This window comes from Enterobacter sp. 198, from assembly GCF_009025585.1.
Lineage (GTDB): Bacteria > Pseudomonadota > Gammaproteobacteria > Enterobacterales > Enterobacteriaceae > Enterobacter > Enterobacter ludwigii.
In genome coordinates this window covers 258,570-273,758 of sequence record NZ_WCIM01000019.1, presented here as the reverse complement: position 1 = coordinate 273,758, position 15,189 = coordinate 258,570, and the positions used below count along the sequence as shown (strand labels likewise).

General features: G+C 53.3%; 13 protein-coding genes. 6 read left to right on the top strand and 7 right to left on the bottom strand.

Annotated features, from left to right (window positions below; all coding sequences use genetic code 11):
• Nucleotides 1-50 precede the first annotated feature (50 nt).
• The gene (locus tag F8561_RS11375; RefSeq protein ID WP_025204120.1) at nt 51-590 is read right to left on the bottom strand and encodes an AAA family ATPase; all 540 of its coding nucleotides are present in this window, start codon (nt 588-590) and stop codon (nt 51-53) included.
• A 342-nt stretch (nt 591-932) separates the two neighbouring features.
• Here F8561_RS11375 and F8561_RS11370 point away from each other — a divergent pair, with 342 nt between their 5' ends.
• Together F8561_RS11370 and ansP are read left to right on the top strand one after the other, a co-directional pair.
• Nucleotides 933-2,468 (top strand): methyl-accepting chemotaxis protein, encoded by a 1,536-nt coding sequence (locus tag F8561_RS11370; protein ID WP_151887460.1) that lies wholly within the window; start codon nt 933-935, stop codon nt 2,466-2,468.
• A gap of 347 nt (nt 2,469-2,815) precedes the next feature.
• Nucleotides 2,816-4,312 carry an L-asparagine permease gene (ansP, locus tag F8561_RS11365; protein ID WP_020884034.1) on the top strand — a complete coding sequence of 499 codons (1,497 nt, stop codon included), beginning with the start codon at nt 2,816-2,818 and terminating at the stop codon, nt 4,310-4,312.
• 70 nt (nt 4,313-4,382) lie between these two features.
• On the opposite strand, the gene F8561_RS11360 is transcribed toward ansP, so the two are convergent.
• Nucleotides 4,383-5,444, bottom strand: coding sequence for a YncE family protein (locus tag F8561_RS11360; protein WP_032678242.1), 1,062 nt, complete (start codon nt 5,442-5,444; stop codon nt 4,383-4,385).
• 241 nt (nt 5,445-5,685) lie between these two features.
• Between F8561_RS11360 and pqqU the strand changes: the two genes are divergently transcribed.
• On the top strand, nt 5,686-7,800 hold the full coding sequence (gene pqqU / locus F8561_RS11355; protein ID WP_151887459.1) for a TonB-dependent receptor PqqU: 2,115 nt from the start codon (nt 5,686-5,688) through the stop codon (nt 7,798-7,800).
• 133 nt (nt 7,801-7,933) lie between these two features.
• On the opposite strand, the gene F8561_RS11350 is transcribed toward pqqU, so the two are convergent.
• The 3 genes from F8561_RS11350 to F8561_RS11340 all read right to left on the bottom strand — a co-directional run bounded on the left by F8561_RS11350 (nt 7,934) and on the right by F8561_RS11340 (nt 10,538).
• On the bottom strand, nt 7,934-8,602 hold the full coding sequence (locus F8561_RS11350; RefSeq protein WP_020884031.1) for a GntR family transcriptional regulator: 669 nt from the start codon (nt 8,600-8,602) through the stop codon (nt 7,934-7,936).
• A gap of 254 nt (nt 8,603-8,856) precedes the next feature.
• Nucleotides 8,857-9,897, bottom strand: a complete 1,041-nt coding sequence (locus F8561_RS11345; protein WP_041162653.1) for an NADP-dependent oxidoreductase — start codon at nt 9,895-9,897, stop codon at nt 8,857-8,859.
• Nucleotides 9,898-9,962: 65 nt separating this feature from the next.
• Entirely contained in the window at nt 9,963-10,538 is a 576-nt protein-coding gene (locus F8561_RS11340; protein ID WP_032670344.1) for a helix-turn-helix domain-containing protein, read from the bottom strand.
• Between the two features lie 150 nt (nt 10,539-10,688).
• On the opposite strand from F8561_RS11340, the gene F8561_RS11335 reads away from it, so the two are divergent.
• Entirely contained in the window at nt 10,689-11,207 is a 519-nt protein-coding gene (locus tag F8561_RS11335; protein WP_020884028.1) for a GNAT family N-acetyltransferase, read from the top strand.
• Nucleotides 11,204-11,653, top strand: coding sequence for a DMT family transporter (locus tag F8561_RS11330; RefSeq protein WP_014170257.1), 450 nt, complete (start codon nt 11,204-11,206; stop codon nt 11,651-11,653). Before F8561_RS11335 ends, F8561_RS11330 begins: the two co-directional genes overlap by 4 nt.
• A 14-nt stretch (nt 11,654-11,667) precedes the next feature.
• Here the strand turns inward: F8561_RS11330 and F8561_RS11325 are convergent, their stop codons facing one another.
• Complete coding sequence (locus tag F8561_RS11325) at nt 11,668-11,901, bottom strand: YdcY family protein (protein ID WP_059305726.1); 234 nt, start codon at nt 11,899-11,901, stop codon at nt 11,668-11,670.
• Nucleotides 11,902-11,952: 51 nt separating this feature from the next.
• Entirely contained in the window at nt 11,953-13,551 is a 1,599-nt protein-coding gene (locus F8561_RS11320) for an ABC transporter substrate-binding protein (protein WP_025204114.1), read from the bottom strand.
• 283 nt (nt 13,552-13,834) lie between these two features.
• Between F8561_RS11320 and F8561_RS11315 the strand changes: the two genes are divergently transcribed.
• Entirely contained in the window at nt 13,835-15,187 is a 1,353-nt protein-coding gene (locus F8561_RS11315) for an SrfA family protein (RefSeq protein WP_151887458.1), read from the top strand.
• Nucleotides 15,188-15,189 lie beyond the last annotated feature (2 nt).

Genomic DNA, 15,189 nt, shown 5'->3' with positions numbered 1-15,189 from the left:
AACAATTAATTTACATTTGGTTTGCCGGAAATCAGATATATAAATCCATGCTACGCGTGTGACTTAAGCGATGAAATGAGGTTTTCCACCTCACTGCGGCGGGTAATGCGGACAAAATGAATATGGGCGTATTGCGGGTCTACCATATCGCGTGCATAACGTGCGCGGTTGCTGCGCCAGGTTTTGATTGTCCAGATAATAATGGACTCACGGCTCAAGAATGAGCGACGAAAACTCTCACAGTTTCCCGTACCGGGCCACAGTTCCTGTTTGTGCCAGGCGCGCGTGAACGCTCGGGTGACAGCCTGATACAGGGTTCGGGCGAACCCATAATCCACCCACACCACCCGATCCACGTCTCGCCATTTCACAGGACGCGTACGGTTATAGTTGCCATCAAGCACCCACTCCGCTGACGCCTTTAGCGTCGTCTCCAGTTTTTCCAGCAAGATAGCGTCCGGTGTGCCCTGCCAGTCCGGACACCAGTAAAGTCGGTCCATTTCAATGTAAGGAATATCCAGTTCTGCGGCGATACGCTTCGCCAGGGTGCTTTTTCCACTCCCGCTGGTGCCAATCACATTCACTTTCACCCTGTTGCCCCCTGTTGAAGAAAAACGCTTAAAGCATAGCGTTTTCATCTTGTTAACGAAACGCTATTTCGGCGGGTCAGTTTACGTCGAAGACTGATCTCCCGCTTTTAATTTGCCTTATGGCGCTTATTTGCAGGGTGCTACAAAAACGCGCCGATAAATATTTTCATTTTTATTACATCGGACGTATTTTAAAAATAAAAAATACTAAGTACAGGGTATTCCTGAACGCATAACTTTCGTAGAGAATATGCCGACAGTAAAAATAAAAACAAACCTTTCAAACTTGCCTGAATGTTTAACGGGCTCTTTTTTTATTGATATATGACCATGGGGTTACTGATGCGGAATAACACTCCCGTTACACAAAACGAGTATTTACTTAACGAAGGTTCGACGCTCATGTCGACCACCAATACGCACAGCCATATTACCTATGCGAACTCTGCCTTTATTGACGCCAGCGGCTATAAAGAAGAGAGTCTTCTCGGTGAGCCGCATAATCTTATTCGCCATCCCGACATGCCTGCAGAGGCGTTTGGCGACATGTGGTTTACCCTACAACAGGGTGAGACCTGGACGGGGCTGGTCAAGAACCGCCGCCAGAACGGCGATCACTACTGGGTGCGCGCCAACGTCACCCCGGTTTATCAGAATGAAACGTTAACCGGCTATATTTCTGTGCGGAATATTCCTTCGCGTGAAGAGATTACTGTCAGTGAAAAACGGTATGAGAAAGTGCGCAATAATGAATTAAAACATCACCGCTTTTATAAAGGCCTGTTTGTTCGCCACGGTCTGTTCTCTTTTACGTCGCTGTTTAAACGCCTCAGCACCAGTAAAAGGATCCATCTTGGTATTGCGATAACCGCCCTGCTCGCTTGTTTGCAGCTGTTTATATTTGCCGATCGTATTGTTGAGACTGTCGGTCTGGCTCTGCTATTTATTGCCCTGGCCGTTTATCTTCATGCGCAAATTGCAAAGCCGGTAAAATCCATTGTCCAGCAAATGCAGCGGGTGGTTTCAGGACGTAAAGCGGACTATTACCATTTTGACCGCGTCGATGAAATCGGCCTGATGATGCGCATGGTGAATCAGTCGGGTCTGAACCTCCATTCGCTGGTTAACGATGTCGGTGCGCAAATCAGCGGTATAAGTACAATCAGCCAGCAGGTGGCGAAGGAAGGTATGGCGTTACAGACACGTACCGAAGAAACCGCAGACTTTCTGCAGCAAACGGCCTCAGCCGTGGAAGAAATTGCCAGCGCGGTTCAGCAGACGGCTGAAACGGCGAAAGACGCGATCCTGATGGCAGATCGCACCCGCACCAGCGCTCACCGCGGTGAAGCAATGATGAAAGAGACTATCGGCATGATGCAGTCCGTGTCGCAGGATAACAGCCAGATCGTCGACATCATCAGCGTCATCGATCGTATCGCCTTCCAGACCAATATTCTGGCGCTGAACGCGGCCGTTGAAGCGGCGCGTGCGGGTGATGCGGGCCGCGGTTTTGCGGTCGTGGCGGCCGAAGTCCGTAACCTTGCCCAGCACTCTGCCATCGCGGCCAAAGAGATCAAAACGCTTATAGAGAAAAACGTTTCCAGCGTGAACGCCGGCGTGGAGAAGGTCGAGCAAACTGAATCGCAGCTGACGGTGATGATTGGCAATGTCATGGAGATGTCTTCTCTGATTAAAGAGATAGGCCACGCCACGCAGGAGCAAACGCAGGCGCTGGCCCTGATTAACGCGTCCATCTCCCGCATCGGTACAATGACCCAAAACAATACCGGTATGGTGGATAACGTGACGGACGCCGCACACCATCTGACGCAGCGCACGACCCGTCTGCAACAGGCGATTGCCGTTTTTGGCGGTTGAGCAAAGGGGCCGTTATGCGCTGGTTGCTTTGCGCAATCATTAAGCGAAACTGATGATTAAAGCACCACTTCATTAATGGATTTGTCTAAAAACTCACCGCTATTCAGCGTGTTGTGATCCCCGTCTGCTCTGACCACACGATTTCCTTCGACGTGCATCACTTTCGGCACGGTTATATTTTGCGTCGCTTATGAATTGCAGGTAGGATGCCTCGCCATGTTTCGCCTTATCCATACGCAGAATGACTGGGAAGGCAACATGTGTTTGCGCAGAAGCAATCGTTTGTATTGCACTCTGCCAGGCAGGACTATCACGATAATGGTTCAGACAGGCAAACAGGTAACTCAATGAAAACAAGCAATAAAAGCGCAGCCGATCATCACGCTGCTAAACGTCGCTGGTTAAACTCCCATGAAGAGGGCTACCACAAAGCGATGGGCAACCGTCAGGTTCAAATGATCGCCATCGGCGGCGCTATCGGAACGGGTCTGTTTTTAGGTGCTGGCGCTCGTCTGCAGATGGCTGGCCCGGCTCTCGCCCTGGTCTATCTGGTGTGCGGGATCTTCTCTTTCTTCATTCTTCGTGCATTGGGCGAACTGGTACTGCATCGCCCTTCCAGCGGCAGTTTTGTCTCTTACGCCCGTGAATTCCTCGGTGAAAAAGCGGCCTACGTTGCTGGATGGATGTACTTCGTCAACTGGGCAATGACCGGTATTGTCGATATCACCGCCGTCGCGCTTTACATGCACTACTGGGGCGCGTTTGGTGATGTGCCACAATGGGTGTTTGCGCTGGGCGCACTGGCCATTGTCGGCACCATGAACATGATCGGCGTGAAGTGGTTCGCGGAGATGGAGTTCTGGTTCGCGCTGGTAAAAGTGCTGGCCATCGTGGTGTTCCTGGTCGTGGGTACGGTGTTCCTCGGTAGCGGTAAACCGCTCGATGGCAATGCCACCGGTTTCCACCTGATCACCGATAACGGCGGTTTCTTCCCGCATGGACTGCTGCCTGCGCTGGTGCTGGTTCAGGGTGTGGTGTTCGCCTTCGCGTCCATTGAGCTGGTCGGCACCGCGGCGGGTGAATGTAAAGACCCACAGACCATGGTACCTAAAGCCATTAACAGCGTTATCTGGCGTATCGGTCTCTTTTATGTTGGTTCCGTGGTGCTGCTGGTTCTGCTGCTGCCGTGGAACGCCTATCAGGCGGGTCAAAGCCCGTTTGTGACCTTCTTCTCTAAACTGGGCGTGCCTTATGTTGGCAGCATCATGAATATCGTGGTGCTGACGGCTGCACTCTCCAGTTTGAACTCGGGTCTTTACTCCACCGGTCGTATCCTGCGCTCCATGTCGATGGGCGGCTCGGCGCCGAAATTCATGTCGAAGATGAGCCGTCAGCATGTGCCTTACGCGGGCATCCTGGCGACACTGGTGGTGTATGTCTTCGGCGTGTTCCTGAACTACCTGGTACCGTCTCAGGTATTCGAAATCGTGCTGAACGTTGCCGCGCTCGGCATCATCGCCTCCTGGGCCTTTATCGTGGTCTGCCAGATGCGTCTGCGCAAAGCGATCAAAGAAGGCAAAGCCGCTGAAGTCAGCTTTAAGCTGCCGGGCGCACCGGTGACCTCCTGGCTCACCCTGCTGTTCCTGTTCAGCGTGCTGGTGTTGATGGCGTTTGATTACCCGAACGGTACCTACACGATTGCCACCATTCCTCTGCTGGCCGTATTGCTGATTGCCGGCTGGTTTGGCGTGCGTAAACGCGTACAAGAAATTCACAGTACGGCGCCGGTTCATCCTGATGATGCCAAACACGACGCCCCGCTGGTTGAAGAGACGTCGCGTTAATATCGACCTGCTGGTTATACAAAGGGAAGGCATTGCGCCTTCCCTTTTTCTTTATGTTGAGGAGCGAAACTTAGAGCGTGATACGAATCACGTCATCAGGCTGGGTGGCTTCCTGCTGACGGGTCGATTTTTGTTTTACCGTCACATACAGGGTTTTGCCATCCGCAGAGAGCGCCAGACTGTTCGGGTAGACCGGGGTGTCGAAGGTTTTGGTAACGTTGTAGGTTTTCGCGTCGATTACGCTCACCTTACCCGCTTCACGGTGCGTCACATACGCTTCGTTGCGCGCCGGGTTAAACAGAACGGCCAGCGATTCAGGCACGGCAATTTTCTTGATGACGCTGCCGTCCTTCAGATTCACCACCAGCACTTCCGGCTGCTTTGAGTCGGTTAAGAACGCACGCTGTCCGGCGGTATCCAGGCTCAGATTCAGGTAGAAGTGCTCCTTACCGTCGTCCTGCACTTTTTTACGGCTGAGGATTTTGTGGGTTGCCGTATCAATCGTCACCAGTTCGCCATCAGCATTGGTGGTGTAAAGACGTTTTGCCTTCGCATCCAGCGCCAGGCCGGTACTGAATTTACCGGTACTGCTGATGGTCTCTTTCAGCTTCAGCGTTGCACCATCCACTACCCAAATCGCGCTCTCCTGGCCTACGCCGGTGATGTAAACGGTGTTTGTGCTGTCATCGGCCACCAGCTGGCGCGGCTGCAGCGGTTTGACGGTTTCACTGCGCTGACGGTTATCCAGCACCAGTCGCCCTTTCACCTCACCCGTTTTGGCATCAATCGCGGTTACCGCGCCGTTGATGGTGTTACCAAACCACAGCGTCTGGGTGGCATTATCAAGGGTGGCACCGAACGGTTTGAGATCGTTATGAATGACCTGCGTCACGTCCAGCGTGACCGGGTCAAGGCGATAGACAATCCCGCCTTTGTCCGTTTTGCGGCTCTGCGATGTCGCGACCCACAGCGCATTCTCCTGCTGGCTCACGGCCATTTCATATGCGCCTTTCCCTACCGCTTTGCGCAACATCTCTTCGGCAGCATGAACCTGGAAGGTTCCGGCAAACAGTAACGCCCCTGACAGCAGAGACATACTCAGGCGCGGCGAGCACAGATGACGTAAAGACATAACAATTCCTTTTTTGAACACAGGGTTTACTGCTGACATCACTTCCGGCAGGCAACGTCATGGCATTGCCGTTTTGATAATGAGAATAGTAATCATTTATGAGTTAAATGTGGAGTTTTTCTTTCCTCTCCGGACTTTCATTAACGCAATGTGCGGTTATAGTTTTCAAAAGATTTACAAAAGATTTAACATATATGGACATGTTCCATTTGGTACGTTTTTTCCATAACCGGTCTATTTCATGAAAATCATTTCTGCCCGTAAGGCAACGCTTCCACTGCTGCTGGTTCCTGTTATCTCTGCGCCTCTCACTGCGATGAGTGCCGATGAACAGACCATGATCGTCAGCGCCACGCCCCAAACCATCTCGGAGCTCGATACCCCGGCGGCGGTCAGCGTCGTGAATGGCGAGGATATGCGTCATGCTGCGCCACGCATTAACCTGTCTGAATCTCTTGGCAGCGTGCCGGGACTGCAGATCCAGAACCGCCAGAATTACGCTCAGGATCTCCAGCTTTCGATGCGTGGGTTTGGTGCCCGCTCAACCTTCGGCGTGCGCGGTATCCGTATGTATGTCGACGGTATTCCGGCAACCATGCCGGATGGACAGGGACAAACCTCCAATATCGATCTCTCCAGCGTGGACAGCGTAGAAGTGCTGCGCGGCCCCTTCTCTGCCCTTTATGGCAACGCCTCCGGCGGCGTGATCAACATGACGACCCAGACCGGGCAGCAGCCGCCGACCATTGAGGCCAGCAGCTATTACGGCAGTTACGGTACCTGGCGCTATGGAATGAAAGCCACCGGCGCGATGGGTGACGGGACGCATGCCGGGGATGTGGACTACACCGTGTCCACTACCCGTTTCACGACCAAAGGTTATCGCGACCACAGCGGCGCGCGGAAGAATCTCGCCAACGCTAAACTGGGTGTTCGTATTGATGACGTGAGCAAGCTGACGCTGATTTTCAACAGCGTGGACATGAAAGCCAACGATCCGGGTGGACTGAGTGCCCAGGAGTGGCATGACAACCCTCGCCAGTCTCCGCGTGGCGATCAATATAATACGCGCAAGACCATCAAGCAGACCCAGGCTGGCCTGCGCTACGATCGTCAGCTCAGCACCCAGGACGATCTCAGCGTCATGATGTACGCCGGCGAACGTGAAATGACGCAGTACCAGTCAATTCCTTATCAGCCTCAGCTGAGACCTTCCCACTCCGGCGGCGTGATTGATATGCAGCGCCATTACCAGGGGATTGATACCCGCTGGACGCACCGTGGCGAACTGCTGGTTCCGGTCACCTTTACCACCGGTCTGAACTACGAAAACATGAGCGAAGATCGTCGCGGATACGAGAACTTCGTCATGAACAACGGCGTGCCGGAGTACGGCGTCAAGGGCGATAAACGTCGTAACGAACGTAACCTGATGTGGAACGTCGACCCGTACCTGCAAACCAGCTGGCAGTTAACGCAGAAACTCTCCGTGGATGCCGGCGTCCGTTACAGCTCGGTCTGGTTTGACTCCAACGACCATTACGTGACCCCGGGCAACGGAGACGACAGCGGTGACGCAAGCTATCACAAGTGGCTCCCGGCCGGATCGGTGAAATATGCCGTGACCGATGCGTGGAATCTCTATGCTGCGGCAGGTCGCGGGTTTGAAACGCCAACCATCAATGAGCTCTCTTATCGTGCGGATAACCAGGGCGGCCTCAACATTGGCCTGAAACCTTCCACGAACAATACCTATGAAGTGGGCAGTAAAACCCGTATCGGTAATGGTCTGCTGACGGCAGCGCTGTTCCGCACCGATACGGATGATGAGATTGTCGTCGATGCCAGCGCTGGCGGTCGTACCAGCTATAAAAACGCCGGTAAAACCCGTCGTCAGGGGGTTGAAGTTTCCCTGGATCAGCAGTTTGCTGAGAACTGGAAGCTGAAAATGGCGTGGACCTATCTGGACGCCACCTATCGTACCAACGTGTGCAGCACCGGCGACTGTAACGGCAACCGTATGCCGGGCATTGCCCGCAACATGGGTTATGCCTCGTTTGGCTGGCAGCCGGAAGAAGGCTGGTATGCGGGATCGGATGTGCGCTACATGAGCGATATCATGGCGGATGACGAGAACACGACGAAAGCCCCGTCCTACACGGTGGTTGGGCTGAATACCGGGTATAAATTCAACTACGGTAACTGGGGAATGGACGTCTTTGGTCGCGTCGATAACCTGTTCGATAAAGAGTATGTCGGATCGGTTATCGTGAATGAATCCAACGGGCGTTATTACGAACCTGCACCGGGCCGTAACTACGGCGTAGGTCTGTCAGTCTCTTATCGCTTCGAGTAAGCAAAAAGCATTCTTTTTTGCTGAATATTATTTTTATAAATGGAATAACGCTCCTGATGGCAATAAGCCATCAGGAGTATTTAACCAGGAATATAATTCGCGGCAGGATATAGTCGCTCTGCTAAATAATCTCTCAGTTAAAATATTGTCGCTGTAAAAGCGTGTTCGCTTCGTCAATCAACGTCTCTATCGCCTTCTGACTGCCATCAACATCTCTTCGCTCAAGCGCGGACAGGAGCTCGGCGTAGTGATAAGTCGACACCTTGATGTCGTTAAGCTCCTGATGCAGATAGTTCATGCAAGGTCCAATACGCACCCATAGCTGCTCAATTAAGGCGCTGAGTGTCGGCATTTCCGCGTACTGATAAAGCGTAAACCGAAAGATGCGGTTAGCATGCAGCGCCTGCTGAACGTGCCCGTTGCGCATGGCTTCATGGAATGTCTCTGATAGCTTGCGCAACACCTCCAGCTTATTTTCCGTCATATGCTGACAGGCGGCAGCTACCGCCATAGGCTCAAGCTGTTTTCTGATGGCGTTAATCTCGTTATAACGCTCAAGCGTGACCTCAGGAACCAGAAACGCCTGGGCCGGCGTGGCGTGCAATGCCCCAGACGACACCAGACGCAAAAGCGCCTCGCGAACCGGGGTAATACTGGTTCCTAATTTATCAGCAATTTCTTTGGTAATCAGTCGAGCGCCAGGTTTCAGTGAGCCTGTAATTAACGCGCCTTTCAAACTGAGTTCGACTTGCATGGTAAGACTGATCCTTTGCGCTTTTTCTAAATGGTCCAAATCAAGCATGTTCAATTCCTGTAGCTAATACTTAATGCTATTTTTAAACGCCGTTTTTTATAAACGACGCTGTTCCGATATATCCTGTATCGTCATGCCTGGTGATGGGAAATCTGTAAAAATGTCAAGAAATGCAAAATTTATTTTTTTTCGTTTTCGTGCTCATCTGAACGGAAGGCGCGAAAAGCCATGTCCAGTTAATTAAAGACAATATATCGTATCTTCACAAATAAATATGGCGGGAAACCCCGCCATATTTTAGATTATTTATTGTCACCCGCGACGCGAATCACGACTTTGCCGAAGTTTTTTCCTTCAAGAAGGCCAATCAGCGCCTCAGGCGCATTCTCCAGGCCGTCTGTGACCTGCTCACGGTAGTGAATTTTGCCTTCCTGCACCCAGCGCCCCATCTCATCCTGGAACTCCTTGATGCGATGGCCGTAGTCCTGAGCGATGATAAACCCCTGCATACGAATACGTTTCTTCAGAATCGTCGCCATCAATAACGGCAAACGATCCGGCCCTTCCGGCAGACCCGTCGCATTGTAACCGCTCACCAGACCACATACCGGTACGCGCGCTGAGGTGTTCAGTAAGGGCAACACGGCGTCAAAGACTTTCCCGCCGACGTTTTCATAATAGACATCAATCCCTTTCGGGCAGGCCTTTTCCAGCTGGGCCGCGAAGTCATCGGCATGGTGATCCAGGCACTGGTCAAACCCGAGCACCTCGACGGCATGGCGGCATTTTTCTGCGCCACCGGCAACGCCGATCACCCGGCAACCTTTGATTTTACCGATCTGCCCGACCGTCGCACCAACCGGCCCCGTCGCCGCCGCAACCACCAGCGTTTCACCGGCTTTAGGCTGGCCGATGTCCAGTAGCCCCATATAGGCGGTAAACCCTGGCATACCCAGAATGCCCAGCGCCCACGAAGGGTGAGAAATATTATCGCCCAGTTTCACCAGGCCGTTGCCGTCTGAAATTGCATACTCCTGCCAGCCGCTGTAGCCCAGCACCCACTCACCCGGCGTATAGTCCGGATGGTTTGACTGCTCAACGCGACTGACCGTTCCCCCCACCATGACCGCCCCAATTTCCACTGGCGGTGAATAGGAAGGTGCATCACTCATGCGCCCACGCATGTAAGGATCAAGCGACAGCCAGACCGTGCGCAGCAAAAGCTGTCCTGCCTGAGGTTCAGGAACAGGCTGCTCTTCCAGACGAAAATTCTCCGCGACCGGCGCACCGTGCGGACGAGAAGCCAGAACCCAGCGGCGATTTTGCGAAACAGATTGATTCATCAGGAACTCCTTCTGGTACAAATGTCATTAGAGCCTGGCTCATGATCGGCGTAAACGCTTTAACTTTACGAGCCAGACTGGTTAAGCCGCACAACCAGATAGATACAGGTTTCATTCGTCTCATTAATGAACCGGCAGTCGTTGGGCGGCCCCAGTTCCAGGCAATCACCGGCGTGCATTTCATGACGGGTATCGCCCTCCTGGAAAACCAGTTCGCCAGACTGCAGCCAGATAAGCTGGCGCGCCAGCGCATACGACGAGGCGGGCATAGGGACATCGCTTCCCGCCGGCAGCTCAACCTGAACAAGATCGATGGGCAGATCGGTGCGGGGTGAAACGTGGCGGCGGAGATAGTGTGTCTGGGGGTCACGCCAGACGGGCTGGTTTTCCAGACGCAGCAGCTTTCCTTCCTGCATTTCGGCTCTGGCGATCAGCGTTGACATGCTGATGCCAAACGCGCCGGATAACCGCGCGAGCAAGGTCGCCGTCGGGCTGCTGTCCCCGCGCTCTATCTTGTGGATCATGGCGCGCGAGACGCCGGCCCGGTCAGCAAGCTCGCTTAATGACCATCCTCGCGACTCGCGTTCAAGGCGAATTCGCGCGCTAATCCTTTGATTCATTGTGTCTGTCATAGTATTCATGACGTCATACTATAGTGTATGAACGGCATTTCAACGCGGTTTTGATAACAAAAAAATCTGGCTTATGTCATAGCCATCCGTCTGTACAGTTGTGTAATATCGTAATCGCAACGTAATACTATAGTGAACAACACACTCAGAGGTTCAAACATGATCGTTCGTCATGCCTGCAAAGAAGACTGCGCCGCTATTGGGGAGATTTACAACCACGCGGTGCTGCATACTGCCGCGATCTGGAATGATAAAACCGTCGATACGGATAACCGCATTGCCTGGTTTGAGGCGCGTGCCCTCGCAGGCTACCCGGTGCTGGTGAGTGAAGAGAATGGCGTTATCACCGGCTACGCCTCGTTTGGCGACTGGCGCGCCTTTGACGGTTTCCGGCATACGGTAGAGCATTCTGTCTACGTTCATCCGGATCATCAGGGCAAAGGTATTGGCCGCACGCTGATGAACGCGCTGATTATTGAAGCGCGGACCCTCGGCAAACACGTCATGGTGGCGGGCATTGAGGCGCAAAACCAGGCCTCTATTCATCTTCATGAGACGCTCGGTTTTGTGACCACCGGCCAGATGCCGCAGGTGGGCACCAAGTTTGGCCGCTGGCTGGATCTGACCTTTATGCAGTTGCAGCTTGATGAGCGCAGCGATCCGGACGCTATCTCATGAATCAGTCTCTGACACTGGCTTTTCTGGTGGCGGCGGGAATTGGCCTGGTGGTGCAAAACACCTTAATGGTGCGCATCACTCAGTCCTCCTCGACCATTCTTATCGCGATGCTGCTGAATTCGCTGGTTGGCATTGTGCTGTTTGTCAGCATTCTGCTGCTAAAACAGGGCTTCGCCGGATTTAGCGAGCTGGCCTCAACGATCCGCTGGTGGACGTTGATCCCGGGGCTGTTAGGGTCGTTTTTTGTTTTTGCCAGTATCAGCGGTTATCAAAATGTTGGCGCAGCGACAACCATCGCCGTGCTGGTGGCAAGCCAGTTGATTGGCGGGCTGGTAATGGATGTACTCAGAAGCAATGGCATCCCATTGCGCGCGCTGATTGGCCCGGTGTGCGGTGCCGTAATGCTGGTGGTCGGGGCGTGGCTGGTCGCGAGACGCCAGTTCTGACCCCCGGCTCACCGCTACAGAATCGTACCGCCTTTGGTCAGCAATTCCTGACGGGCGTCCATCTCTTCTTTATGTTGCTTACCGTGATGTGCAATCGCGGTACGCAGACGCTGCTGCTGACTGTAGCGATCTTCACGGCTTAACGCTGCGTCATCGCTCAGTTCGATCAGCAGTTCATTCATTCGGCTAATCACTCCCTCTTCGATGGCGGTATCGACACGGGCGGTAACTTCATCTAAATGTGACATTGTCACTCCTTGTCAGATGCCCGGCAGGCGCGGTGCCTGCCGGGAAAAATGTCAGTTCAGTTTCGCTTTGGAGAAATCGCTGCCCATCAGGCTCACGCTGTACCCCGTTACGTTGCTGCGGGTGGCGTAGAACGTTTTGCCGTTCGCCAGCGCAATCCACGGTGCCTGAGCATAGAAGATCTCCTGCGCCTGGCTGTAGAGTTTCGCACGCTCACCCGGGTTGCTGGTCAGTTTGGCTTTCTTGACCAGATCATCATACCCCTTATCGCACCAGCGCGCGGCGTTCGATCCAGTTTTGATGCTGTCGCATCCCAGCAGTACATCAGCAAAGTTATCCGGGTCGCCGTTATCGGACATCCAGCCAAACAGCGCGGAATCATGCTCCCCTTTACGCATACCGGAGAGATACTCGCCCCACTCGTAAGAGACAATTTTGGCCTTCACGCCGACTTTTGCCCAGTCGCTCTGGATCATCTCCGCAATACGCTTCGAGTTAGGGTTATACGGACGCTGCACAGGCATTGACCACAGCGTCACGTCCGCGCCCTTCTCCAGACCGGCCTGTTTCAACAAAGCTTTCGCTTTTTCAGGATCGTAGCTGTAGTCCTTCAGATCGTTATTAAAGCCCAGCATATTCGGCGGAATGGGTGATTTCGCCACCGTACCGGAACCCATAAAGACCGCATTCACGATGGCTTTTTTGTCCGTCGCATAGTTCAGGGCCTGACGCACCAGCACGTTATCAAACGGTTTTTTCTCGGTATTGAACGCCAGATACCCCACGTTCAACGCCTCCACGGCGTGCAGCTTCAGGTCTTTATTTTTGTTAATAACATCAAACTGAACCGGTGACGGCGCCGGAATGATCTGGCATTCGTTGGTCTGCAGCTTCGCCAGACGCGTTTCTACGTTTGGCGTGATGGAGAAAATAAGGTGTTTCGTCGGAACCGCACCTTCCCAGTAGTTCGGGTTAGCGACGTAGCGGATCAGCGAATCCACTTTGTACTGTTGCAGAACATACGGCCCGGTACCAATCGGCCAGGTATCGACATTCTCAGGCGTCCCTTTTTTCAGCATCGCGTCAGCGTATTCAGCGGAAAGAATAGAGGCGAAATCCATCCCCCAGTCAGCAAGGAATGCGGCGTTTGGTTCGCTCAGCGTAAACTGCACGTGATAATCATCAACCTTTTTGACGTCCTGAATCAGCTTGTCCAGGCCTACGTCATTAAAGTATTCGTAATTACCCTGCGAGACATTGTGATAAGGATGCTTAGGGTCTTTCTGACGCATGACGGAAAAAATAACGTCATCCGCATTAAAATCACGGGTCGGCTTGAAGTATTTATTGCTGTTGAACTTGACCCCTTTACGCAGCGTAAAGGTATAAGTCTTACCGTCCGGGGAAATTGTCCAGGACTCTGCCAGCGACGGTACCGGGGTGTTTTTCACCGGGTCGAAATTGATCAGGCGGTTATACAGGACCTGAGAGCTGGCCACGAATGACGGGCCCGAGCTGGCGATCTGCGGGTTGAAAGACTCCGGTGATGCTTCAGAGCAATAAATGATGGTGTCATTATTCGCCGCCCATGCGGCACCTGCTGGTAAGAGAGTGCTCAGCGCGAGGGCGAGCAGCGTTTTCCCTGTAGACATGGTTATAACCCTGGCAGTTTTATTATATTGGACTGTAATAACAGCACAGCCGCTATAACCTGGCAAATAACGAATCACTATCAGGTTATTCTAAAGCAACGTTTTCCGCTGGTTTTACAGCCAGTGCGCCAGAGGTTGATTTGCCTTAAGTGCTATTATTCGTCAAGCACAACCGCACCTTTCTATGCCACAAGAAATCGTCCCTTTTGGCGTCTCTTCCTCCGTTTGGTTGCTTCCCGATTTCGTTAAAGTAACGGTGTGAAGAAGTATATGGGATCAAATCGTGGCAAAAACTCTTTTACGCAGCGGTAATCTGGATGACTTTCAGGCCGTTGGCGGCGGCGGACAAGCCGTTTTTGAATCAGCGTTACAAATCCGGGAAGCGCTCCGGTTACGCAAACAACAGGCGATTGTCGACTGTCTGGCTATTCCGCAGGTCAATGATGGTGGCGACCGTGTCGACTGGTATTCGCCGGTCGACGGTTGTGTAACCAGCTGGAAAGCGGCGAACGAAGACGATCGTTATCGCGCCCTGCGCTATCTGGAAAATACGCTGGCCAGCGTTGAATCGCTGAGTAAGAAATGCCTGCAGTCGCCAAAAACAGCGCAACAGCTTTTCGGCTCCCTGCTGTCGAAAGCATTTCAGTTTCCCGGCGAAAATTTCCTTTTCCTGGTTGATGGAAAGCCGGTCATAAGCTTCTGGGGGTTTGTAAACCTCAATGAGAATGCGCGTGACGACGTACTCGACTGTTTACGTGAATCGCTGATCCCTGAGCCAGCCCCGATTGTCATTGAAGACCCTGAACCCGAGCCGGAACCGACCCCAGTCCTGACCTTTGAACAGGCCGATGAGCCGCTGATCACCCCGGCCACGGTGGTGCGCATCACGCCGGACGAACTGTATACGCCTGAGCCTGCGCCGGTCACTGTGCCACCTGTGGAAGAACCCGAGCCAGAGCCTGCGATCGTAGCCAAAAAACGCCGCGTTCCCCTGTGGACGCTTCCGGTTGCCGCCGTGATCGTTGCCGCGATTGCCACCCCGTTGCTGTGGCCAAAACAGGCCCCTTCTGCCGAGCCAGTGGCTGTCGTTGCCCCTGAACCTGTCGCCATTGCGCCAAAGCCGATTAAAGCCGTTGAGCCACTGCCGATGAAATTACCGCTGCATCAGGCAGAGGTGATCGCGAGCAAAGAAAAAGAGCCGGCACCCGTTGCCGCCCCAGCGCCTGCGCCGGTTGTGATTGCGGCGATCCCGAAAGACGCCATGGTCATGGAAGCAAACCAGGTGAAAGCGGGGTCGACGCGTTTTCTGAACGGAACATGGCGTGCGATCCTCGACGTGAAAGATCCGATTACCGGAAAACCACCGTCGCTGCGCTATCAGATCCAGAACAATAAAGGCTTCGCTCGTGTTGTTCACGGTGACAATGTTGTCTGCCGCGTGGAGGTTTTCTCCGGGCTGCACAGCAATGGCGAACTGATGATTAAGAGTCGCGGTAATGCCCGCTGCACAGACGGTTCACGCTACCCGATGCCGGAAGTTGCCTGTAAAGCAGGTACCAGCGATGTCGCTGAATGTAATGCCCGTTATGATGCCAAAACCGTCGTTCCACTGACGTTCAAGAAAGCAGGTGCCTGACC

Bases quoted from the DNA above. Each gene is read 5' to 3' on its own strand.
- F8561_RS11370 (WP_151887460.1), top strand. From the start codon at position 933: ATGCGGAATAACACTCCCGTTACACAAAACGAGTATTTACTTAACGAA.
- ansP (WP_020884034.1), top strand. From the start codon at position 2,816: ATGAAAACAAGCAATAAAAGCGCAGCCGATCATCACGCTGCTAAACGT.
- F8561_RS11360 (WP_032678242.1), bottom strand. From the start codon at position 5,444: ATGTCTTTACGTCATCTGTGCTCGCCGCGCCTGAGTATGTCTCTGCTG.
- pqqU (WP_151887459.1), top strand. From the start codon at position 5,686: ATGAAAATCATTTCTGCCCGTAAGGCAACGCTTCCACTGCTGCTGGTT.
- F8561_RS11350 (WP_020884031.1), bottom strand. From the start codon at position 8,602: ATGCTTGATTTGGACCATTTAGAAAAAGCGCAAAGGATCAGTCTTACC.
- F8561_RS11345 (WP_041162653.1), bottom strand. From the start codon at position 9,897: ATGAATCAATCTGTTTCGCAAAATCGCCGCTGGGTTCTGGCTTCTCGT.
- F8561_RS11340 (WP_032670344.1), bottom strand. From the start codon at position 10,538: ATGAATACTATGACAGACACAATGAATCAAAGGATTAGCGCGCGAATT.
- F8561_RS11335 (WP_020884028.1), top strand. From the start codon at position 10,689: ATGATCGTTCGTCATGCCTGCAAAGAAGACTGCGCCGCTATTGGGGAG.
- F8561_RS11330 (WP_014170257.1), top strand. From the start codon at position 11,204: ATGAATCAGTCTCTGACACTGGCTTTTCTGGTGGCGGCGGGAATTGGC.
- F8561_RS11325 (WP_059305726.1), bottom strand. From the start codon at position 11,901: ATGTCACATTTAGATGAAGTTACCGCCCGTGTCGATACCGCCATCGAA.
- F8561_RS11320 (WP_025204114.1), bottom strand. From the start codon at position 13,551: ATGTCTACAGGGAAAACGCTGCTCGCCCTCGCGCTGAGCACTCTCTTA.